Source organism: Methylophilus sp. DMC16 (genome assembly GCF_056314045.1).
Genome location: NZ_JBQUZC010000001.1, coordinates 984,061 through 1,001,745, shown reverse-complemented (window position 1 = coordinate 1,001,745; position 17,685 = coordinate 984,061). Strand labels below are relative to the sequence as shown.

General features: G+C 52.3%; 15 protein-coding genes. 12 read left to right on the top strand and 3 right to left on the bottom strand.

What is annotated here, in order from left to right:
- The first annotated feature begins 123 nt into the window (after positions 1–123).
- Together rlmB and ACT53D_RS04840 are read left to right on the top strand one after the other, a co-directional pair.
- Positions 124–876: a 23S rRNA (guanosine(2251)-2'-O)-methyltransferase RlmB gene (gene rlmB / locus ACT53D_RS04845; RefSeq protein ID WP_476154768.1), complete on the top strand. Its 753-nt coding sequence runs from the start codon at positions 124–126 to the stop codon at positions 874–876.
- Positions 877–894: 18 nt separating this feature from the next.
- Entirely contained in the window at positions 895–2,673 is a 1,779-nt protein-coding gene (locus tag ACT53D_RS04840; protein ID WP_476154766.1) for an ABC transporter ATP-binding protein, read from the top strand.
- 47 nt (positions 2,674–2,720) lie between these two features.
- On the opposite strand, the gene ACT53D_RS04835 is transcribed toward ACT53D_RS04840, so the two are convergent.
- Together ACT53D_RS04835 and mqo are read right to left on the bottom strand one after the other, a co-directional pair.
- Positions 2,721–4,469, bottom strand: a complete 1,749-nt coding sequence (locus ACT53D_RS04835; RefSeq protein ID WP_476154764.1) for an adenylyl cyclase — start codon at positions 4,467–4,469, stop codon at positions 2,721–2,723.
- A 141-nt stretch (positions 4,470–4,610) separates the two neighbouring features.
- On the bottom strand, positions 4,611–6,098 hold the full coding sequence (gene mqo, locus ACT53D_RS04830) for a malate dehydrogenase (quinone) (protein ID WP_476154762.1): 1,488 nt from the start codon (positions 6,096–6,098) through the stop codon (positions 4,611–4,613).
- A 535-nt stretch (positions 6,099–6,633) separates the two neighbouring features.
- Here mqo and ACT53D_RS04825 point away from each other — a divergent pair.
- The 5 genes from ACT53D_RS04825 (at position 6,634) to cimA (ending at position 12,392) form a co-directional block, all read left to right on the top strand.
- Entirely contained in the window at positions 6,634–7,125 is a 492-nt protein-coding gene (locus ACT53D_RS04825) for a urate hydroxylase PuuD (protein WP_275355042.1), read from the top strand.
- A 62-nt stretch (positions 7,126–7,187) separates the two neighbouring features.
- Entirely contained in the window at positions 7,188–8,378 is a 1,191-nt protein-coding gene (locus tag ACT53D_RS04820) for an acetylornithine/succinylornithine family transaminase (RefSeq protein ID WP_476154760.1), read from the top strand.
- Positions 8,379–8,399: 21 nt separating this feature from the next.
- Positions 8,400–9,314 carry an ornithine carbamoyltransferase gene (argF, locus tag ACT53D_RS04815; protein ID WP_313989006.1) on the top strand — a complete coding sequence of 305 codons (915 nt, stop codon included), beginning with the start codon at positions 8,400–8,402 and terminating at the stop codon, positions 9,312–9,314.
- Between the two features lie 268 nt (positions 9,315–9,582).
- The gene (locus ACT53D_RS04810) at positions 9,583–10,806 is read left to right on the top strand and encodes an argininosuccinate synthase (RefSeq protein ID WP_275355048.1); all 1,224 of its coding nucleotides are present in this window, start codon (positions 9,583–9,585) and stop codon (positions 10,804–10,806) included.
- A gap of 5 nt (positions 10,807–10,811) precedes the next feature.
- Entirely contained in the window at positions 10,812–12,392 is a 1,581-nt protein-coding gene (gene cimA / locus ACT53D_RS04805) for a citramalate synthase (protein WP_476154758.1), read from the top strand.
- A gap of 22 nt (positions 12,393–12,414) precedes the next feature.
- On the opposite strand, the gene ACT53D_RS04800 is transcribed toward cimA, so the two are convergent.
- Positions 12,415–13,203, bottom strand: coding sequence for a helix-turn-helix transcriptional regulator (locus ACT53D_RS04800; protein WP_194746848.1), 789 nt, complete (start codon positions 13,201–13,203; stop codon positions 12,415–12,417).
- A gap of 150 nt (positions 13,204–13,353) precedes the next feature.
- On the opposite strand from ACT53D_RS04800, the gene leuC reads away from it, so the two are divergent.
- The 5 genes from leuC (at position 13,354) to ACT53D_RS04775 (ending at position 17,669) form a co-directional block, all read left to right on the top strand.
- Entirely contained in the window at positions 13,354–14,760 is a 1,407-nt protein-coding gene (gene leuC / locus ACT53D_RS04795; protein ID WP_275355054.1) for a 3-isopropylmalate dehydratase large subunit, read from the top strand.
- Positions 14,761–14,772: 12 nt separating this feature from the next.
- A complete protein-coding gene (leuD, locus tag ACT53D_RS04790; RefSeq protein ID WP_194746846.1) occupies positions 14,773–15,411 on the top strand; it encodes a 3-isopropylmalate dehydratase small subunit in 639 nt (212 codons plus the stop codon).
- 177 nt (positions 15,412–15,588) lie between these two features.
- A complete protein-coding gene (leuB, locus tag ACT53D_RS04785) occupies positions 15,589–16,653 on the top strand; it encodes a 3-isopropylmalate dehydrogenase (RefSeq protein ID WP_275356369.1) in 1,065 nt (354 codons plus the stop codon).
- A 107-nt stretch (positions 16,654–16,760) separates the two neighbouring features.
- The gene (gene ppnP / locus ACT53D_RS04780; RefSeq protein WP_194746844.1) at positions 16,761–17,072 is read left to right on the top strand and encodes a pyrimidine/purine nucleoside phosphorylase; all 312 of its coding nucleotides are present in this window, start codon (positions 16,761–16,763) and stop codon (positions 17,070–17,072) included.
- Between the two features lie 102 nt (positions 17,073–17,174).
- Positions 17,175–17,669, top strand: a complete 495-nt coding sequence (locus ACT53D_RS04775; protein WP_194746843.1) for a YajQ family cyclic di-GMP-binding protein — start codon at positions 17,175–17,177, stop codon at positions 17,667–17,669.
- The last annotated feature ends 16 nt before the right edge of the window (positions 17,670–17,685 follow it).

Below are 17,685 nucleotides of genomic sequence, written 5' to 3'. Positions count from 1 at the left end.
AATATTGCCCTGCTTGGGGCATCTCGTCGCGCACGGGGCAGTGAATGTAGCTGCCTCTGCGCGATTCGTATTTTCACTTTTGCCAAAGCATAGGCAAAAGAGATCAAAAATTTAGGAGTGATTATGTCGGAAGCCCGCATTTTGTTTGGTTTTCATGCGGTGTTGAGTCGCATGCGTCAGCATGGTAGCAGCATTCAGGAAATTATTATTGACCAGGACCGGGTAGACGCGCGGATGCGTGATTTGCTTGAGATGGCTAAAGGGCAGAATATCCGCGTGATTCAGGCGGATCGCCAGCGCCTGGATGGCTTTATCGGTGCGCATGGCCGCCATCAGGGCGTGATTGCGCGCGTGATAGAAACGCCCATGCCTTACAAGGATATCCACGATGTGCTGGAGTCTGATCTGGACGAACCGCCGTTCTTCCTGGTGCTGGATGGTGTGCAAGACCCGCATAACCTCGGGGCATGTTTGCGTGTGGCCGATGCCATGGGCGTGCATGCGATTATTGCACCCAAAGACCGCTCTGTTGGCCTGAATGGCACGGTGCGTAAGGTTGCTAGTGGCGCGGCCGAAACGGTGCCATTTATTGCCGTGACCAATCTGGCGCGCACCTTACGCGAGCTGAAAGAAGCGGGGGTGTTTATTGTTGGCACCACCATGGATGCGCCGAGCTCGCTGCACAATACCAAGCTGCAAGGCCCTATCGCCCTGGTGATGGGGGCTGAGGGCGATGGCATGCGTCGATTGACCGAGGAAACGTGTGATGCCTTGATTACCATCCCCATGTTTGGCACGGTACAAAGCCTGAATGTGAGTGTGGCCAGTGGCATTGCGTTATACGAGATTCGCCGTCAGCGCGTCTTGGCCGTCTAACTAAAGACCTCAATCCTCATGACCCTAAGCTTGCAGGATTTGTGGCAGCAACTCCGCCAGCAGACCCGCCGTTTGTGGTTGGGGCAATGCCTGGCTTTTTGCGGGGCGATGGTGGCGGTGCCGATTCCGCTATTGATGCCCTTGCTGGTGGATGAGGTATTACTGCACCAACCGGGCAAACTCACGAAATTAATGACGGCGCTGCTCCCCGCCGAATGGCTGGGGCCGATTGCCATTATCGTGGTGGTGACGGTGTTCACGATCAGCTTGCGCTTAAGTAGTGTTTTGCTCGGCGTGGCGACCACCCGTATTTTTGTCGGCTTATCCAAACAGGTGACGCTGGGAGTAAGGCAAATGCTGCTGGATAAACTGGGCAGGATACGCATGCAAGTCTATGAAAGCCTGGGTGCAGGGCAAGTCACTGCCAGGCTGCTCACCGATATTGAGACGCTGGACAAGTTTTTAGGTGAAACCATCGCCAAAGTGCTGGTCGCGGTCTTAAGCGTGGTTGGCGTGGCTGGTGTCTTGCTCTGGATGCATTGGCAACTGGCGTTGATTATCCTGTTCTTGAATCCGTTTGTGATCGCGCTGACCATGGTCTTGGGCAAAAAAGTCAAAGCCTGGAAGCAGCGTGAGAATGGCGCCTTTGAGGTTTTGTCGCAATCGGTGAACGAGACGCTGGAAGTGATGCAGCAACTGCGGGCCAGCAATAGCGACCGCCGCTTTCTGGATAAAGCCAAGCAGGCGGCAGAGGCAGTTAGAGCCGCCGCCACGGCTTCCGGCTGGAAGTCTGATGCTTTGGCGCGTTTGTCATTCGGCGTGTTTTTATTTGGCTTTGAGATTTTTCGTGCCGTCGCCATGTTGATGGTGGTGTTTTCCAACTTGTCTGTCGGCCAGATGATCGCCGTGTTTGGCTACTTGTGGTTCATGATGGGCCCGGTGCAAGAGCTGTTGTCGGTACAAGTGTCTTATTACGCGGCCAAGGCGGCGCTGGGTCGGATCAACCAGGTATTGGCGGCGGATGAAGAACCCCATTATCCTGCCACCGTACAAGCCCTGGATGCACATTCGCCTGCAGCAATCCGCCTGCAAAACGTGACCTTTGCTTACGGCGAAGGCGATCCTATTCTGGCCGACGTGACGCTGGATATTGCACCGGGTGAGCAAGTGGCGCTGGTCGGCGTCTCAGGCGCGGGCAAGTCCACCCTGGTGCAACTGTTGCTGGGCTTATATGCCCCCACTCAGGGCCAGATCTTGTTCAACGGCCAGCCGATTGAGCAGTTGGGCTATGCACAGGTGCGCGAACACTTGGGCGTGGTGCTGCAACAACCCATGTTGTTTAATGACAGCGTGCGCCAAAACCTGAGTCTGGAAACCGCTTATTCGGATGATGCCTTATGGCAGGCGCTTGAAATTGCGCAGCTGGCGCAATTTGTGCGCGATTTGCCACAAGGACTGGCGTCGCAGCTTGGACGCAGTGGGGTGCGCTTGTCCGGTGGCCAACGTCAACGGCTGGCGATTGCTCGCATGATGCTGAAACAGCCGCAAATCGTCATCTTGGATGAGGCGACCTCCATGCTGGATACGCATACGGAAGCTTTGCTGCATCAGGCAATGCGCACTTTTTTGCGTGGGCGCACGACTATCATCATTGCTCACAGATTATCTGCCGTGAAAGAGGCTGACCGCGTGCTGGTGTTTGATGGTGGCCGCATCATTGAGGAAGGACAGCATGACACGCTGGTGCAGCAGGCCGGCAGTGTCTATCAACGCTTGTATGGCCAGCAGGCCAGCTAAGATTTGAGCCGCCTGCAGCTAAATGCAGGCGCTCACAAGGTAGTACGTTAAGGCTTCAACAGACGAGACACTTCACTGCCTGGTTTGGCAGCGTCGCCGCTGGTGTTGATCACATGGGTGATTTCGCCCGTCCCGCCCAGCGAAACGCTGGTCATGCGCTCAAACTGGATATGTTCGCCCAGCGGTGCCTCAATCGCGCTGCTTAGTTTGACTTCCGGGTTGTCATTAAAAAAGCAGTACACGCCCATGCCGATGGCCCTGTGCTGTGTGACGTGATCAGCCACCTTGTAAGAGGCAAAGCCGTTGCTGCTGCCATTCATCCAGCTGGCCTGGTTGGGGACATCATAGGGCGCTTCACTCTGGTAAAAGTACACGGCGCCATTTTCGCCATTCCACACGGTTTGGTAGTCGTGGAAGTGCTCGACAAACAAGCCATACATGGTGACATCATCGCCATTCACGACAATGCCATGCTTGGTTTTATTGGTGGCCCAGCCTATGCCATTGCCATGGTCGCCACGCCAAACCCACAAGTTGTCGCCAATGACGTGATTGCTATTGATCATGACACTCTGCGTCGCATTGCCCACACTGGCGCCGCCTACCCGGAAAAACACGTCATGCAAGCTGATTGGGTTTTGAACATGCGAGATGGTCGTTTTGCTTTGTCCCACTTGCAATAACACCTCGCTGTTTTTTTCGCCTGCATCAAACAGCACACCGCCCAGAATCACGCCATCGACATCTTGCACCGTCATGGCAGGATTTCCCTGCGTCGGCAGCAGGGTGGCAATACCCAGGCCAAGCACGACGGTATTGGCATGTGAAATGTTGAGGGCTTTGTCTAGTTGGTAAATGCCAGGCGTCAGCAATAGATGCTGGCCTTTGGCGAGCGCTGCATTGAGGCTGTCAGCGTTATCTGTTGCCGCTTTGGCGATATAAAAACGGCTCAAGGGAATCGTCGTGCCGTTCAGGTGGGCGTCTTGCCAACTGATGCCTTGCGTCTGCTGACGCAAGGGAGGGACGTAAACCTGGTATTCACCAGCCGCGGTCACTGTCAAAAACGGCTTCTCGCGTACGATAGGCGTTTGCGGGACGTCGGTATAGGGTGGGTTAGGCCAATGCGACGCATCCGGGGCATGCTTGACGCCAACAAAGACCATATTCCAGTTGGCATTGGTCCAGCTGCCAATGTTGCTGTTTCGGGTTAACCACTGCTGCTGGGTACCCGAATTGACTTGCTGGTCAATCAGGCTGTCGGCGATAAAACCGCCACTGGACCAGCCGCCATTATCATCCAGCAACATATTGCCACGCACATGCAGACGGCGTAGCGGTGAAGCTTGCGACACCGCCCATTGCATGGTGCCATTATCCGGTGTCACCGACAGGTTCTCTACGCTACGCCAGAAATTTTGTGTGGCATCTTCTTCGTGCCAGGTGGCCTTGACCTCAATCCCGCCCTGCAACATGACCTCATCAGGGTAGCGGCCCAGACCCATGAGTTGGGTATAAAAGCCCAACTTGATCTTGTTATGGTAGACGCCCGGTTTGAACAATACCGCGTAGCGTTCAGGCCCAAACTGGTTACTTTCTTGTTGTTTGAACAGGGCATCCAGCCTAGCCTGCACTTCTTCCGTCGGCATTTGTGGGTCGAGCACAAACACGTTCTCGCCAAAGTCGGGGGCACTGGCTTGCACTTTATGGGCATCCGCCTGGCATCCGGCTAAAAACAAAGCGGTGAGGCCCGCGCCAAATAGGGTAAACAGTGTTTTGTCGGCAATCCCGGAATACATAAACAGTTCGCTTTCTCTTACAAGTCCTCTAGTCAGGACCACGCTATTGTCCAGAAAATTCAAATTTTGTTGGCTTGCATGGCCGTCAGCAATGGGTGGTGCGATCCCGGGTTGCCAGACCTGCTGAGCTAGTTCACCAAACTAACCCAGTTGCAAGGTACTCAAGGTTTCGCTACGCACACGTGCCAGCAGTTGCGCATCGTCAATCAATGATTCGCCATAGGAGGGAATCATGGACTTGAGCGTGTCTTGCCAGCCCTCGCTTTGCATGCGTTTGGCAAAACAGCGCTGTAATACATCCAGCATGGCCTGGACGCTCACCGATGCGCCAGGCGAAGCGCCGAGCAAGGCCGCCAGGCTACCATCGGCGCTGGCCACAATCTCAGTGCCAAATTCGAGTTTGCCCCAATGCTGATGGCAGCGCTTGATGATTTGTACCCGCTGCCCGGCGTGCGCCAATTGCCAGTGCTGGCTATCGGCCGCAGGCAGAAATACGCGCAAGGCAGACATGCGCTGCTCATGCGTTTGAAACACTTCCTTGATCAGGTATTTGGTCAGGTCCAGATTGTGTCGGCCCGCACCGAGCAGGCTCTTGATGTTTCTGACTTTGACAGATTTGGCCAAGTCGAAACGCGAGCCTTGCTTGAGAAAGCGCGTGGTGAATCCGGCATAGGGCCCAAATAGCAGCGCAGGCTTGCCTTGTATCATGCGCGTATCCAGATGCGGCACCGACATGGGTGGTGCGCCGACCGCAGCCTGGCTGTAAACCTTGGCATGATGGGTGTTGATCAGCGAGGGTTCATTACAAATCAACCATTGGCCACTGACCGGAAAACCGCCATAGCCATTCGCTTCAGGGATCCCCGACTGCTGCAACAAGGGCAAGGCGCCGCCGCCGGCACCTAAAAACACAAACTGGGCTTCCAGAGTTTGCTTTTTACCGGTGACCAGATCCTGCACTTGAACTTGCCAGGGATGTTTTTCGCGCTTGTTCACTTGCTTGAGCTTGGTGACGCGGGATTGGGTGAGCAAGGTAAAGTTGGCTTGCGTCTTGAGGTGAGACACCAACTGCCTTGTCAGTGCGCCAAAATTGACATCCGAGCCATGGGCGACGCGTGTGGCAGACATGTGCGCGCCGCTTTCACGGCCACGCATCATCAGGGGCATCCACTCGTTCAGGGTTTCCGGCTGGTTGCTCCACTGCATCTCGGCGAATAAAGGATGCGCTTGTAATAACTCAAATCGCTGACGCAAAAAAGCACCGTCTTCAGCACCCCAAACTGCACTCAGGTGCGGGACGCGCTGGATAAATGCTGCCGCTTGCAGTGCCCCTTCTTTTGTCAGGGTAGACCAATATTGCAGAGACACCTCAAAGGCGGCGTTGATCTCCAGCGCGCGCCGAATCTGAATGTCTCCCTGCCGGTTTTTGGGGGTGTAGTTGAGCTCACAATACCCCGCATGGCCAGTGCCTGCATTATTCAGTGCATCAGAACTTTCAAGCGCAACGTCTTCGAGTTGCTCCACCATGCATATGCTTAAGGTCGGGTCGAGTCTATGCAATAGAGACGCCAGCGTTGCGCTCATAATGCCGCCGCCAACCAGCACGACATCGATGTCTGTTGTTGCCATGGTGCGAGTGTCCCCTCATTGTCGCGCCTGCAGATTGGGCGCAAATTATATTGACGCCGCGCATTATAAATCGAAAAACCACGCGTATCATCTAAACTTGATGCTTTCGTGACGCATGCCAATAAGCCTGGGGCTAACTTGTCAATAAATTGCTTTTACGGTAAGCTTAAGGATGAAATTAAAAAGGTTCAAAACCACAAAAAAATCAAGCCTGGCTTGGGTTTATCTTCAACCGGATTTGACTGGAACAAGATTTACTGGGTCGTTGATCTGAATTTCCGATTTGGTGTTGTCTCATGGCAGTCGTTATGCTCTTGAGACACCTAAATTTAGGCGCATGAAAATGTTTGCGAGTGGCTAGCCGGCATAGCCACCATGCGGATCTAGTCCGATCAGGCTTAAAAACACAAAAGGGTTGGGGTGTATATGAAAAATCCGTTGGAATCTGTTGCAGGATCCGTTCTCTCTGGTGTGTTGCTCACGCTGGCGCTGGTTTTTTTCCTCAAAAATTTTGTGGTTGCAGGAGGCTAATACGATGGAACTGGTTCCGGCACTCGCAAGATGGTTTCATGTATTGGCAGGCATTACCTGGGTGGGCCTGCTTTATTATTTTAATCTGGTGCAAATGGCAGGCCTGAAGGCGGCCGCAGCAGACGGTACGGCTGCGGGCATTAACAAACATATCGCGCCACGTGCCTTGCTGTGGTTTCGTTGGTCTGCTGTGGTGACCTGGCTGGCGGGTGCGGCATTGTTGGGCCCACATTTTACCGATGCGTTCGCCTTGCGAGGCGGGTTTGAATTGATTGGTGTGGGCGCCTGGCTGGGGACCATTATGCTGTTTAATGTTTGGGTGCTGATTTGGCCCAATCAGAAAAAAATACTAGGCATGGTGGCAGCCGATGAACAGGCTAAAAACAATGCAAGACGTGTTGCCATGCTGGCTTCACGCACGAACTTGATGCTTTCCTTGCCCATGCTGTTTTTTATGGCCAATGGGTTGAGTCATCGAGCCGTATTAGGGTTTTAGCGGGTTTAAGACGTTTACGGCGGCTTAAGCCGCCGTTTTTGTTTTTTGAAAAAGGGTTTGAAATGCATTCGGAACATTTAATGAACACCTATGGCAGACAGCCAGTGACCTTTGTTAAAGGTGAGGGCGTCTGGCTCACAGACACTGCCGGTGATCGCTATCTGGATGCGCTGTCTGGCGTGGCGGTGAATGGTTTGGGGCATACCCATCCCAAATTTGTAGCGGCGCTCAATGCACAAATCGCCAAACTGATCCATGTCTCCAATATCTACCAGATTGCAGAACAAGCAGCATTGGCCGACAAAGTGGCCGAGTTGTCTGGCATGGATCGCGTATTTTTCTGTAACTCAGGCTGTGAAGCCAATGAGGCCGCGATTAAATTGGCGCGTTTGTACGGACACAACAAAGGCATAGACCATCCTGAAATCATCGTCATGGATCAAAGCTTTCACGGCAGGACCATGGCTACTTTGTCAGCGACGGGTAACCGTAAGGTGCAAGCCGGTTTTGAGCCGTTGGTGAGTGGGTTTGTCCGCGTGCCTTTTGATGACATTGAAGCCGTCAAAGCAATTGCAGCCCATAAAAACAATGTGGTGGCTATTCTGGTTGAGCCTGTGCAAGGCGAGGGCGGGATTCATATTCCAGCCAGTTTGAAAGCCTATTTGCAAGGCTTGCGTGCGCTGTGCGATGCCAATGGCTGGTTGCTGATGCTGGATGAAGTCCAGTCAGGCATTGCCAGAACCGGCACCTGGTTTGCTTTTCAGCACAGTGGCATTCTGCCGGACGTGATGACATTGGCCAAAGGCTTGGGCTCAGGCGTGCCGATTGGTGCTTGTGTCGCGCGTGGCGTGGCCGCAGAAACCTTTACGCCTGGCAAGCATGGGTCGACCTTTGGCGGGAACCCGTTGGCCACGGCTGCTGGTCTGGCCACGCTGAATATCATCGCCGAAGAACAATTACGTGAAAACGCACAGACGGTTGGCGACTATATTCGCGAACAGTTTACGCTTGCGCTCAAAGGCGAAGCCGGAGTCGTCAATGTACGCAATGCCGGCATGATGATAGGCATTGAGCTCGACAGGCCGTGTGCCGAGCTGGTCAAGCAGGCGCTGGCGGCCAAATTGCTGATTAATGTCACCTCAGAAAAAGTGATTCGTTTGTTACCACCGCTGATCATGAATAAGCAGGAAGCAGATGAGTTGGTAAGCAGGTTAACGCCCCTGATTTTAAATTTCTTAAAGGCAAATGCTTGATTACGCAAGCGTCTACACATCATGAGTATTAAACATTTTTTGCAATTTAATGACCTGACACGCGACGAGATAGAGCACATCTTTACCCGTGCCAAATGGATTAAATCGCAATTTAAAGATTACAAACAATACTGGCCGCTGGTCGATCGCACGCTGGTCATGATTTTTGAAAAAGCCAGTACGCGTACCCGCTTGTCTTTTGAGGCCGGCATGCAGCAACTGGGCGGCTCAGCCATCTATCTCAACACCCGTGACTCGCAACTGGGGCGTGGCGAGCCGGTAGAAGATGCGGCACAGGTGATTTCGCGCATGAGTGACATCGTCATGATCCGCACGTTTGAGCAAAGCATCATTGAGCGTTTTGCGCAAAACTCGCGCGTGCCGGTGATCAATGGTCTGACCAACGAATATCACCCATGCCAGATCCTGGCGGATATTTTTACCTTTATCGAGCACAGAGGTTCGATCCAGGGTAAAACCGTGGCCTGGATTGGCGACAGCAATAACGTCTGTAACACCTGGTTGCAGGCGGCAGAAGTGCTAGACTTTAATGTACATGTGTCGACCCCGCCTGGCTATGAAGTCGAACCAGAGCGCGCTAACTTGTACGGCACGGATCATTTCGAGTCATTTGCTGACCCGATGGAGGCAGCTCTCGGCGCCGATCTGGTCACGACCGATGTCTGGACCAGCATGGGCTTTGAGGCCGAAAACGAAGAGCGCCGCAAAGACTTCGCCGATTGGCAAGTCGACGCTGACATGATGAAGGTCGCAAAAGCCGATGCCGTGTTTATGCACTGCTTGCCTGCGCACCGTGGTGAAGAAGTTTCGGCCGAGGTCATTGATGGCGCGCAAAGCGTGGTCTGGGACGAAGCCGAGAACAGACTGCACACGCAAAAAGCGCTGATGGAATATTTGTTATTAGGCAAGGTTTGATTTTTCACCACTGAGACCCAGAGTGTTTCAAGGTGGTTTTCTCCTTGCCCTCTGTGATCTCTGTGGCCAAAAATTGTTTTTTTATAGGTTCACTCTGACACGAAGTTGAAATTAAGCGTGTCAGACTGGCGTGACAGTAAACGTGACGCCAAAAGCATGTGTTAGCCACAGAGAACACAGAGGTCGCAGAGAAAAAGCGCTTTTACAGATTTTCTCTTTATCTCGTTAGCTGTGAGGTAAAAATATTTTTTATGGAAATACAACTTCAATGAGCGATATTAAAAAAGCCGTATTGGCCTATTCTGGCGGCCTGGACACTTCCGTGATTCTGAAATGGTTGCAGGACACTTATCAATGTGAGGTGGTCACGTTTACTGCCGACCTTGGTCAGGGTGAAGAGCTGGAGCCCGCGCGCGAAAAAGCCAAAAAATTTGGCGTAAACGAAATCTATATTGATGACCTGCGTGAAGAGTTTGTGCGTGACTTTGTGTTCCCGATGTTCCGTGCCAACACTGTTTACGAAGGTGAATATTTGCTTGGCACCTCGATTGCGCGTCCGCTGATTGCCAAGCGCCTGATTGAAATTGCCAACGAAACCAAAGCGGATGCTATTTCGCATGGTGCCACCGGCAAGGGTAACGACCAGGTGCGTTTTGAGCTGGGTGCCTATGCCTTGAATCCCAACATCAAAATAATCGCCCCTTGGCGTGAATGGGATCTGCTGTCCCGTGAAAAACTGCTGGCCTATGCCGAAAAACATGGCATTCCGGTCGAGATGAAGCACAAGCAAGGTGGCAGCCCTTATTCAATGGATGCTAACCTGTTGCATATTTCCTACGAAGGCCGCCACCTGGAAGACCCGGCAGCGGAAGCCGAGGAAGACATGTGGCGCTGGACCGTATCCCCTGAAAAAGCGCCTGACGCGGCCGAGTATCTGGACCTTGAGTTCAAACAGGGTGACATCGTTGCGCTTAATGGCAAATCCATGAAAGCACACGAGATTCTGGCTGAGCTGAACCGCTTGGGTGGCAAACATGGTGTGGGTCGTCTGGACCTGGTGGAAAACCGCTATGTAGGCATGAAGTCCCGTGGTTGCTACGAAACTCCGGGCGGCACCATTATTCTGAAAGCGCACCGTGCGATTGAAAGCATTACGCTGGACCGCGAAGTGGCGCACTTGAAGGATGATTTGATGCCACGTTACGCCAGCCTGATCTATAACGGCTACTGGTGGAGCCCAGAGCGTGTTGCCTTACAAACTTTGATCGACCATACCCAGGCGACGGTGAATGGCTGGGTGCGCGTGAAGTTGTACAAAGGCAACGTGATTGTGGTTGGCCGTGACAGCAAAACTGATTCGTTGTTTGACTCGACCATTGCGACGTTTGAGGATGACAAAGGCGCTTATGACCAGAAAGATGCCGGCGGGTTTATCAAGTTGAATGCTTTGCGCATGCGTATTGCAGCCAACTTGCACAGCCGTAAAAAATAATTCTTATGGCTCATCGACGCGTCATTGCCTACGACTCTACCTTGCGCGATGGCGCGCAAGCGCAGGGAGTGTCTTTTTCGGTTGAGGATAAACTCAAGGTGGTTCAGCGTCTGGACCAATTGGGCATCGGCTATATTGAGGCCGGTAATCCTGGCTCTAACCCGAAAGACCTCGAGTTTTTTGCACGCGTCGGCGAGCTCCATCTGCAGCATGCCAAAATTATTGCGTTTGGCAGTACACGCCGGATTGGCATTACCGCAGCAGAAGACAAGAATTTGCAGTCGCTGTTATCAGCCAACACAACGGCGGTGGCCATTTTTGGCAAGAGTTGGGATTACCAGGTCACTGACATTCTGCGTACGACGCTAGACGAAAACCTGGCCATGATTGCCGATACCATTGCCTACCTCAAGGCGCAAGGCAAAGAGGTGGTGTTTGACGCCGAGCATTTTTACGATGGCTATCAAGCCAATGCCGACTATGCCATGCAGACATTGCAAGCCGCGGTAGATGCTGGGGCGGATGTGTTGGCCTTGTGTGATACCAATGGCGGCACTTTCCCGAACGAGGTATTCAGCATCACGCAAACAGTGGTGAGCCGTTTCCCTGCAGTGCAGATTGGCATTCATTGCCATAATGATTGTGAAATGGCGGTGGCCAACTCGGTGGCCGCCGTGCAGGCTGGCGCCATGCAGGTGCAAGGCACCATCAACGGTATCGGTGAGCGCTGTGGTAACGCCAACCTGGTGTCGATTATCCCTAATGTGCAGTTGAAACTGGGTTTGGCCTGTATTTCAGAGTCGCAATTATCCGAGTTGACGTCCGCCGCACGCTTTGTCAGTGAAGTCGCCAATGTTGCGTTTAACGACAAGGCGCCTTATGTCGGGCAGGATGCCTTTGCGCACAAGGGCGGCATGCATATTGATGCAGTGAATAAGAATCCGAAATCTTATGAGCACATCAACCCTGGCATGGTTGGCAATGAGAGACATATTCTGGTCTCTGAAGTCGCGGGTCGCGGGGCGATTTTGCGCAAGTTGCAACAAATTGATCCTAGCCTGACCAAAGAGTCTCAAGCGGCAGTGAATATCCTGGAGCAGCTGAAAGCTCTGGAGCATGAAGGGTATCAGTTTGAAAATGCCGAGAGCTCGTTTGACTTGCTGATGCAGAAATTACTGGGCAAGTTCAAGCCGTTTTTCAGCCTCAAGCAATACCATGTCAATATTTATGAACCGTCCGCGGATGGGCTGAATTCCTCGGTGACGATACACGTCAGCGTGAATGGCCAGGAAACCAGCGCAACCGCTCAGGGTGATGGTCCCGTGAATGCCCTGGACAAGGCCATGCGCAAGGCGCTGCATCCGTTTTATCCGGCCATCGATGAAATCAAGCTGGTGGATTACAAAGTGCGGGTGCTGGACTCCAATCTGGCCACGGCAGCGAAGGTGCGTGTGTTGATAGAGTCTACCGATCAGCAAAGCAACTGGACGACCATCGGTGTTTCTTCTGACATCATTCAGGCATCCTGGCTGGCCTTGAAGGATGCGATTGAATATAAGTTGTCGCAATCGCGGACAAGCCCATAAGCGCAGCAAACCCGAACGCTGATTAGTCAGCAGGTTGCAGCAACACCAGTTTAAGGTGTTCCTGTTCTACCGGACGTAGCGTCACCTGCTGATATTGAATCAAGCCTTGCGTCGGATGTTGAAAGGCGCGCTGTCCGCCTTGTCTTTCCAGCACATCATGCTGTTTCCAGAACGCTGCAAACTCTGCACTGGCATTACTCAGTTCGTCGATGAGTTTCTTGATTTCAGGCTCTTCCAGCCGTGTGCGGCTGTCCGCTCTGAATTCTGCCACCAGTCTACGCGCGCGCATGTCCCAGTTCACTACAAACTGTTTTGCCGCCGGATGTGCAAACACAAAGCGTAGCAGGTTGGGGTGTTCACCAGCAGGCCACTCAATATCCAGCAGTCCGCTAAACAAATCACTTGCTGCGGTATTCCAGGCCAACATGTCCCAGGTGCGGCCCATGATGTACGCCGGAATCTGGATGTGTTTCAGCATGGTCACCAGGGTTTCCGGCGCCGTATCAACTTGGTTCTGGTGTGCATGCGGGTCACGGCGGTCAGCCATGTCAAACAGATAGCTACGTTCAGACTTGCTCAGTTTGAGTGCATTGGCCAGGCGGTCCAGGGCTTCGGCCGACACATTGACTTCGCGCGCTTGCTCGATCCAGGTGTACCAGGTAGCGCTGATCCCTGCCAATTGAGCCACTTCTTCGCGTCGTAGCCCTTGGGTGCGACGGCGAACGCCTGACGGAAAACCAAAGGCTTCCGGGCTGCCACGCTGGCGCATGGCTTGTAAAAATTCTGCGAGTTCCTGGCGTCTTGAATCCATCTTTTCCTGTTGAGCATCAATTGCTTGCGTGTGCAGCGGCTGTTTAAAGTGGTAGTTTCAATACTAGTATAAATCATATTCTTGTAAGGGTATTGAAACTTAGGTATTCTGCGCAGGTTATTTATTTTGTGTGGTTTGAAAGGAACTGTCATGGCAGGTAAAACGCTGTACGACAAATTATGGGATTCGCATGTGGTGCGTGAAGAAGCAGACGGCACCTGTCTGATTTACATTGACCGCCATCTGGTGCATGAAGTGACCAGCCCACAGGCTTTTGAAGGCTTGCGTTTGGCCGGGCGTAAACCATGGCGTAATTCCAGCATTGTGGCTAACCCTGACCACAATACACCGACCAAAGACTGGGACAAAGGCATTGAAGATCCAGTGTCCCGTTTGCAGGTGGAAACGCTGGATAACAACATCAAAGAGTTTGGTGCCTTGGTGTATTTTCCTTTTAAAAACAAAGACCAAGGCATTATTCATGTGATTGGGCCTGAAAATGGTACGACCTTGCCTGGCATGACCGTGGTCTGTGGCGATAGCCATACCTCAACTCATGGTGCCTTTGGCGCGTTGGCGCACGGCATCGGTACCTCAGAGGTTGAGCATGTCTTGGCAACACAAACCTTGGTCGCGAAAAAATCCAAGCGCATGCTGGTGAAGGTTGATGGCCAATTGGGCAAAGGCGTGACGGCCAAAGACGTGGCGCTGGCGATTATCGGCAAAATCGGTACCGCTGGCGGTACGGGTTACGCGATTGAGTTTGGCGGCGAAGTGATCCGTGGCTTGTCCATGGAAGGCCGCATGACACTGTGTAACATGGCGATTGAAGCCGGTGCACGTGCGGGCCTGGTGGCCCCGGATGAGAAAACATCGGCTTACCTTGAAGGTCGCCTGCATGCGCCTAAGGGCGAGCATTGGGCGCAAGCTGTGGCTTACTGGAGCACCCTCAAATCCGACGCCGATGCCGAGTTTGATACCATCGTCACATTGAACGGTGCAGAGATTGCTCCGCAAGTGACTTGGGGGACCTCGCCTGAGCAAGTGCTGCCCATCGGCTCCACTGTGCCGGATCCTGCCCAGGAAGCCGATGCAACCAAACGCACCAGTATTGAAAATGCGCTTAAATACATGGGCTTGACTGCCAATACCCCGATTGAGCAAATTCAGCTCGATAAAATCTTTATTGGTTCCTGCACCAACTCGCGTATTGAGGACTTGCGTGCCGCTGCCAGCGTCGCCAAAGGTAAAAAAGTGGCCAGCAATATCAAACTGGCGATGGTGGTGCCAGGCTCTGGCCAGGTGAAACGTCAGGCCGAAGCTGAAGGCTTGGACAAGATTTTTATTGAGGCTGGTTTTGAGTGGCGTGAGCCTGGCTGCTCCATGTGTCTGGCCATGAACTCAGACCGCTTGAGCCCTGGTGAGCGTTGCGCTTCAACCTCTAACCGTAACTTTGAAGGCCGTCAGGGTCCGGGCGGACGTACGCATTTGGTCAGCCCTGAAATGGCTGCTGCTGCTGCGATTGCCGGTCATTTTGTTGACGTGCGTAGCGCCTAAGAGGAGAACATTATGAAAGCATTTACTACCTTGAATGGGCTGGTTTGTCCGCTGGATCGTGCCAATGTGGACACTGACGCGATTATTCCCAAGCAGTTCTTAAAATCAATCAAACGGTCTGGCTTTGGCCCGTATTTGTTTGACGAGTGGCGCTATACCAACTATGGCGAGCCTGGTATGGATTGCAGTACCCGTCCATTAAACCCGGATTTTGTCTTGAACCAGCCGCGTTACCAAGGTGCACAAGTCCTGCTCGCGCGTGACAACTTTGGCTGCGGTTCTTCACGTGAGCATGCGCCATGGGCGATTGAAGACCAAGGCTTCCGCGTCATTATTGCGCCCAGCTTTGCCGATATTTTCTTTAATAACTGCTACAAAAACGGTATTTTGCCCATCGTGGCTGCTGCCGAGCAGGTAGATCAGTTGTTCAAAGAATGCTTTGCCAATGAAGGGTATACGCTGAATGTCGATCTGGTAGCGCAAACAGTGACCACGCCTTCTGGCCAGTCATTCAGCTTTGAGATTACACCGACACGCAAGCACAATTTGCTCAATGGCCTGGATGAGATCGGCCTGACCTTGCAGCATGCAGATGAAATCAAAACGTTTGAAGAAAAACATAAGGCTGCACAACCCTGGTTGTTCGCATAAAAACGTAATTCATCTGCGACAAAATGAATTGGCGTTGTTGCGCGGTGCTCGAAATCCTTATGTATTCAGTGTACATTCCGGTTTCTGCGCTCCGAGCGCCTAGCCACGCCATCGCTCGCGACGGTTTTTCATCGTTTTTATTGAGATTGTATATATAGTTAGGAAAAAATAATGGCATTGAATATTGCAGTGTTGCCAGGCGATGGCATCGGCCCGGAAATTATTAAACAAGCCTTGCGCGTACTGGATGTGTTGCACAAAGAAGGTCTGGAAATGACCTTCACCGAGGCACCGTTGGGTGGTCAGGCGTATGACCAGTTCGGTCATCCCTATCCAGAGTTTACGCAAAAAGTTTGCCGTGAAGCGGATGCTGTTTTGTTGGGCGCGGTAGGCGGCCCACAGTATGACACCCTGGACCGTCCATTGCGTCCAGAGCGCGGTTTGCTGGCGATTCGTAAAGACTTGGGTCTGTTTGCCAACTTGCGCCCAGCGGTGCTGTTCCCAGAGTTGGCCAACGCTTCTACGCTAAAACCTGAAGTGGTGGCTGGTCTGGATATCATGATTGTGCGTGAACTGACCGGTGACGTCTATTTTGGTCAGCCACGCGGCATGCGCACCAACGAGCAGGGCGTGCGCGAAGGTTTTAATACCATGATTTACAGTGAGCCAGAAGTCCGCCGTATTGCGCACGTCGCTTTCCAGATCGCGATGAAACGCCAGAAAAAACTGTGTTCAGTAGACAAAGCCAATGTGCTGGAAACCACCGAGTTCTGGAAAGAAATCGTGATCGATGTAGCGAAAGAATATCCGGAAGTCGAGTTGAGCCATATGTATGTGGACAATGCCGCCATGCAGCTGATTCGCAACCCTAAACAGTTTGACGTGATGGTGACTGGTAACATTTTTGGTGACATCCTGTCTGATGAAGCCTCCATGCTAACCGGTTCTATCGGTATGCTGGCTTCTGCATCCTTAAACGAGAGCAAAAAAGGCCTGTATGAACCATCACACGGTTCTGCACCGGATATCGCCGGCAAGAACCTGGCTAACCCGATTGCGACCATTTTGTCTGCGGCCATGATGTTGCGCTACAGCTTTGATAATGAAGCTGCCGCCACCCGCATTGAAAATGCTGTGAAAAAGGTTCTGGCAGCGGGCTACCGCACCGGTGACATCTACGAAGAAGGCACCAAACGCGTGTCATGCTCGGAGATGGGCGACCAAATCGTAGCGGCCATGTAACACTGGTTGCGCGGGCGGATGCAACTTCATCGCGCTCGCGCAGATTTAGGTGTGATATAGTCCTTTGCTTGTTTTGCAGCGTATTGAAATTAAACAGGAATTTAAAAATGGCGCAATTTGATAATGTCAGTGTAAAAAAGAAAGCCAACGTCTATTTTGATGGCAAATGTGTGAGTCACACCGTGCTGTTCCCGAATGGCACGCGGTGTACCGTAGGCGTGATTTTCCCGAGTACATTGACCTTTAATACGGGTTCCCCGGAGTTGATGGAAATCAACGATGGAGTTTGCAAGGTACGCCTGAAAGGCGAGGAAAACTGGACCACCTACAAGGGCGGTGAGAAATTCACAGTACCGGGTAATTCCAGTTTTGAGATTGAAACGGTAGAGACCGTAGACTACGTCTGCCACTTCGAATAATTGCGATTGCTCGGCATGACTGCGTTGGTCGCGCTGGTCGTACTCAATGTACTGCCTGCGCGCTTCCGCCTTGTCCTGCCATCGCTTGTGAGGTTTTAAAAAATGCCTAGCTTTGATATTACATCCGAAGTCGATATGGTTAATTTGAAGAATTCGATTGATGCTGCCAGCAAGCAGATTACCAATCGCTATGACTTTAAAGGCACTTCGGCCAACATCGAGTTTAACGAGAAAGACAAAGTGATCACTTTGTTTGGAGATAATGATTTTCAGCTGGATCAAGTGAAGGATATTTTGCTGCCAGCCATGGAAAAAAAAGAGCCAGAGTCTTCCAAGCGACTGGAGCACAAGGATGTGCAAAAGGTGTCTGGTAACAAGGTCAAGCAGGAGTTGATTGTGCGTGATGGCATTGATAGCGACCTGGCCAAAAAAATCACCAAGCTGATTAAAGACAGTGGCATGAAAGTCCAGGCCACCATTCAGGGCGACACCGTGCGCGTGAATGGGGCGAAGCGAGACGTCTTGCAAGAGGCGATTGCATTTGTGAAAAAGAGTATTACTGATTTTCCGTTGAAATTTGGTAACTTTAGAGACTGATGACGGTCAGCATTGG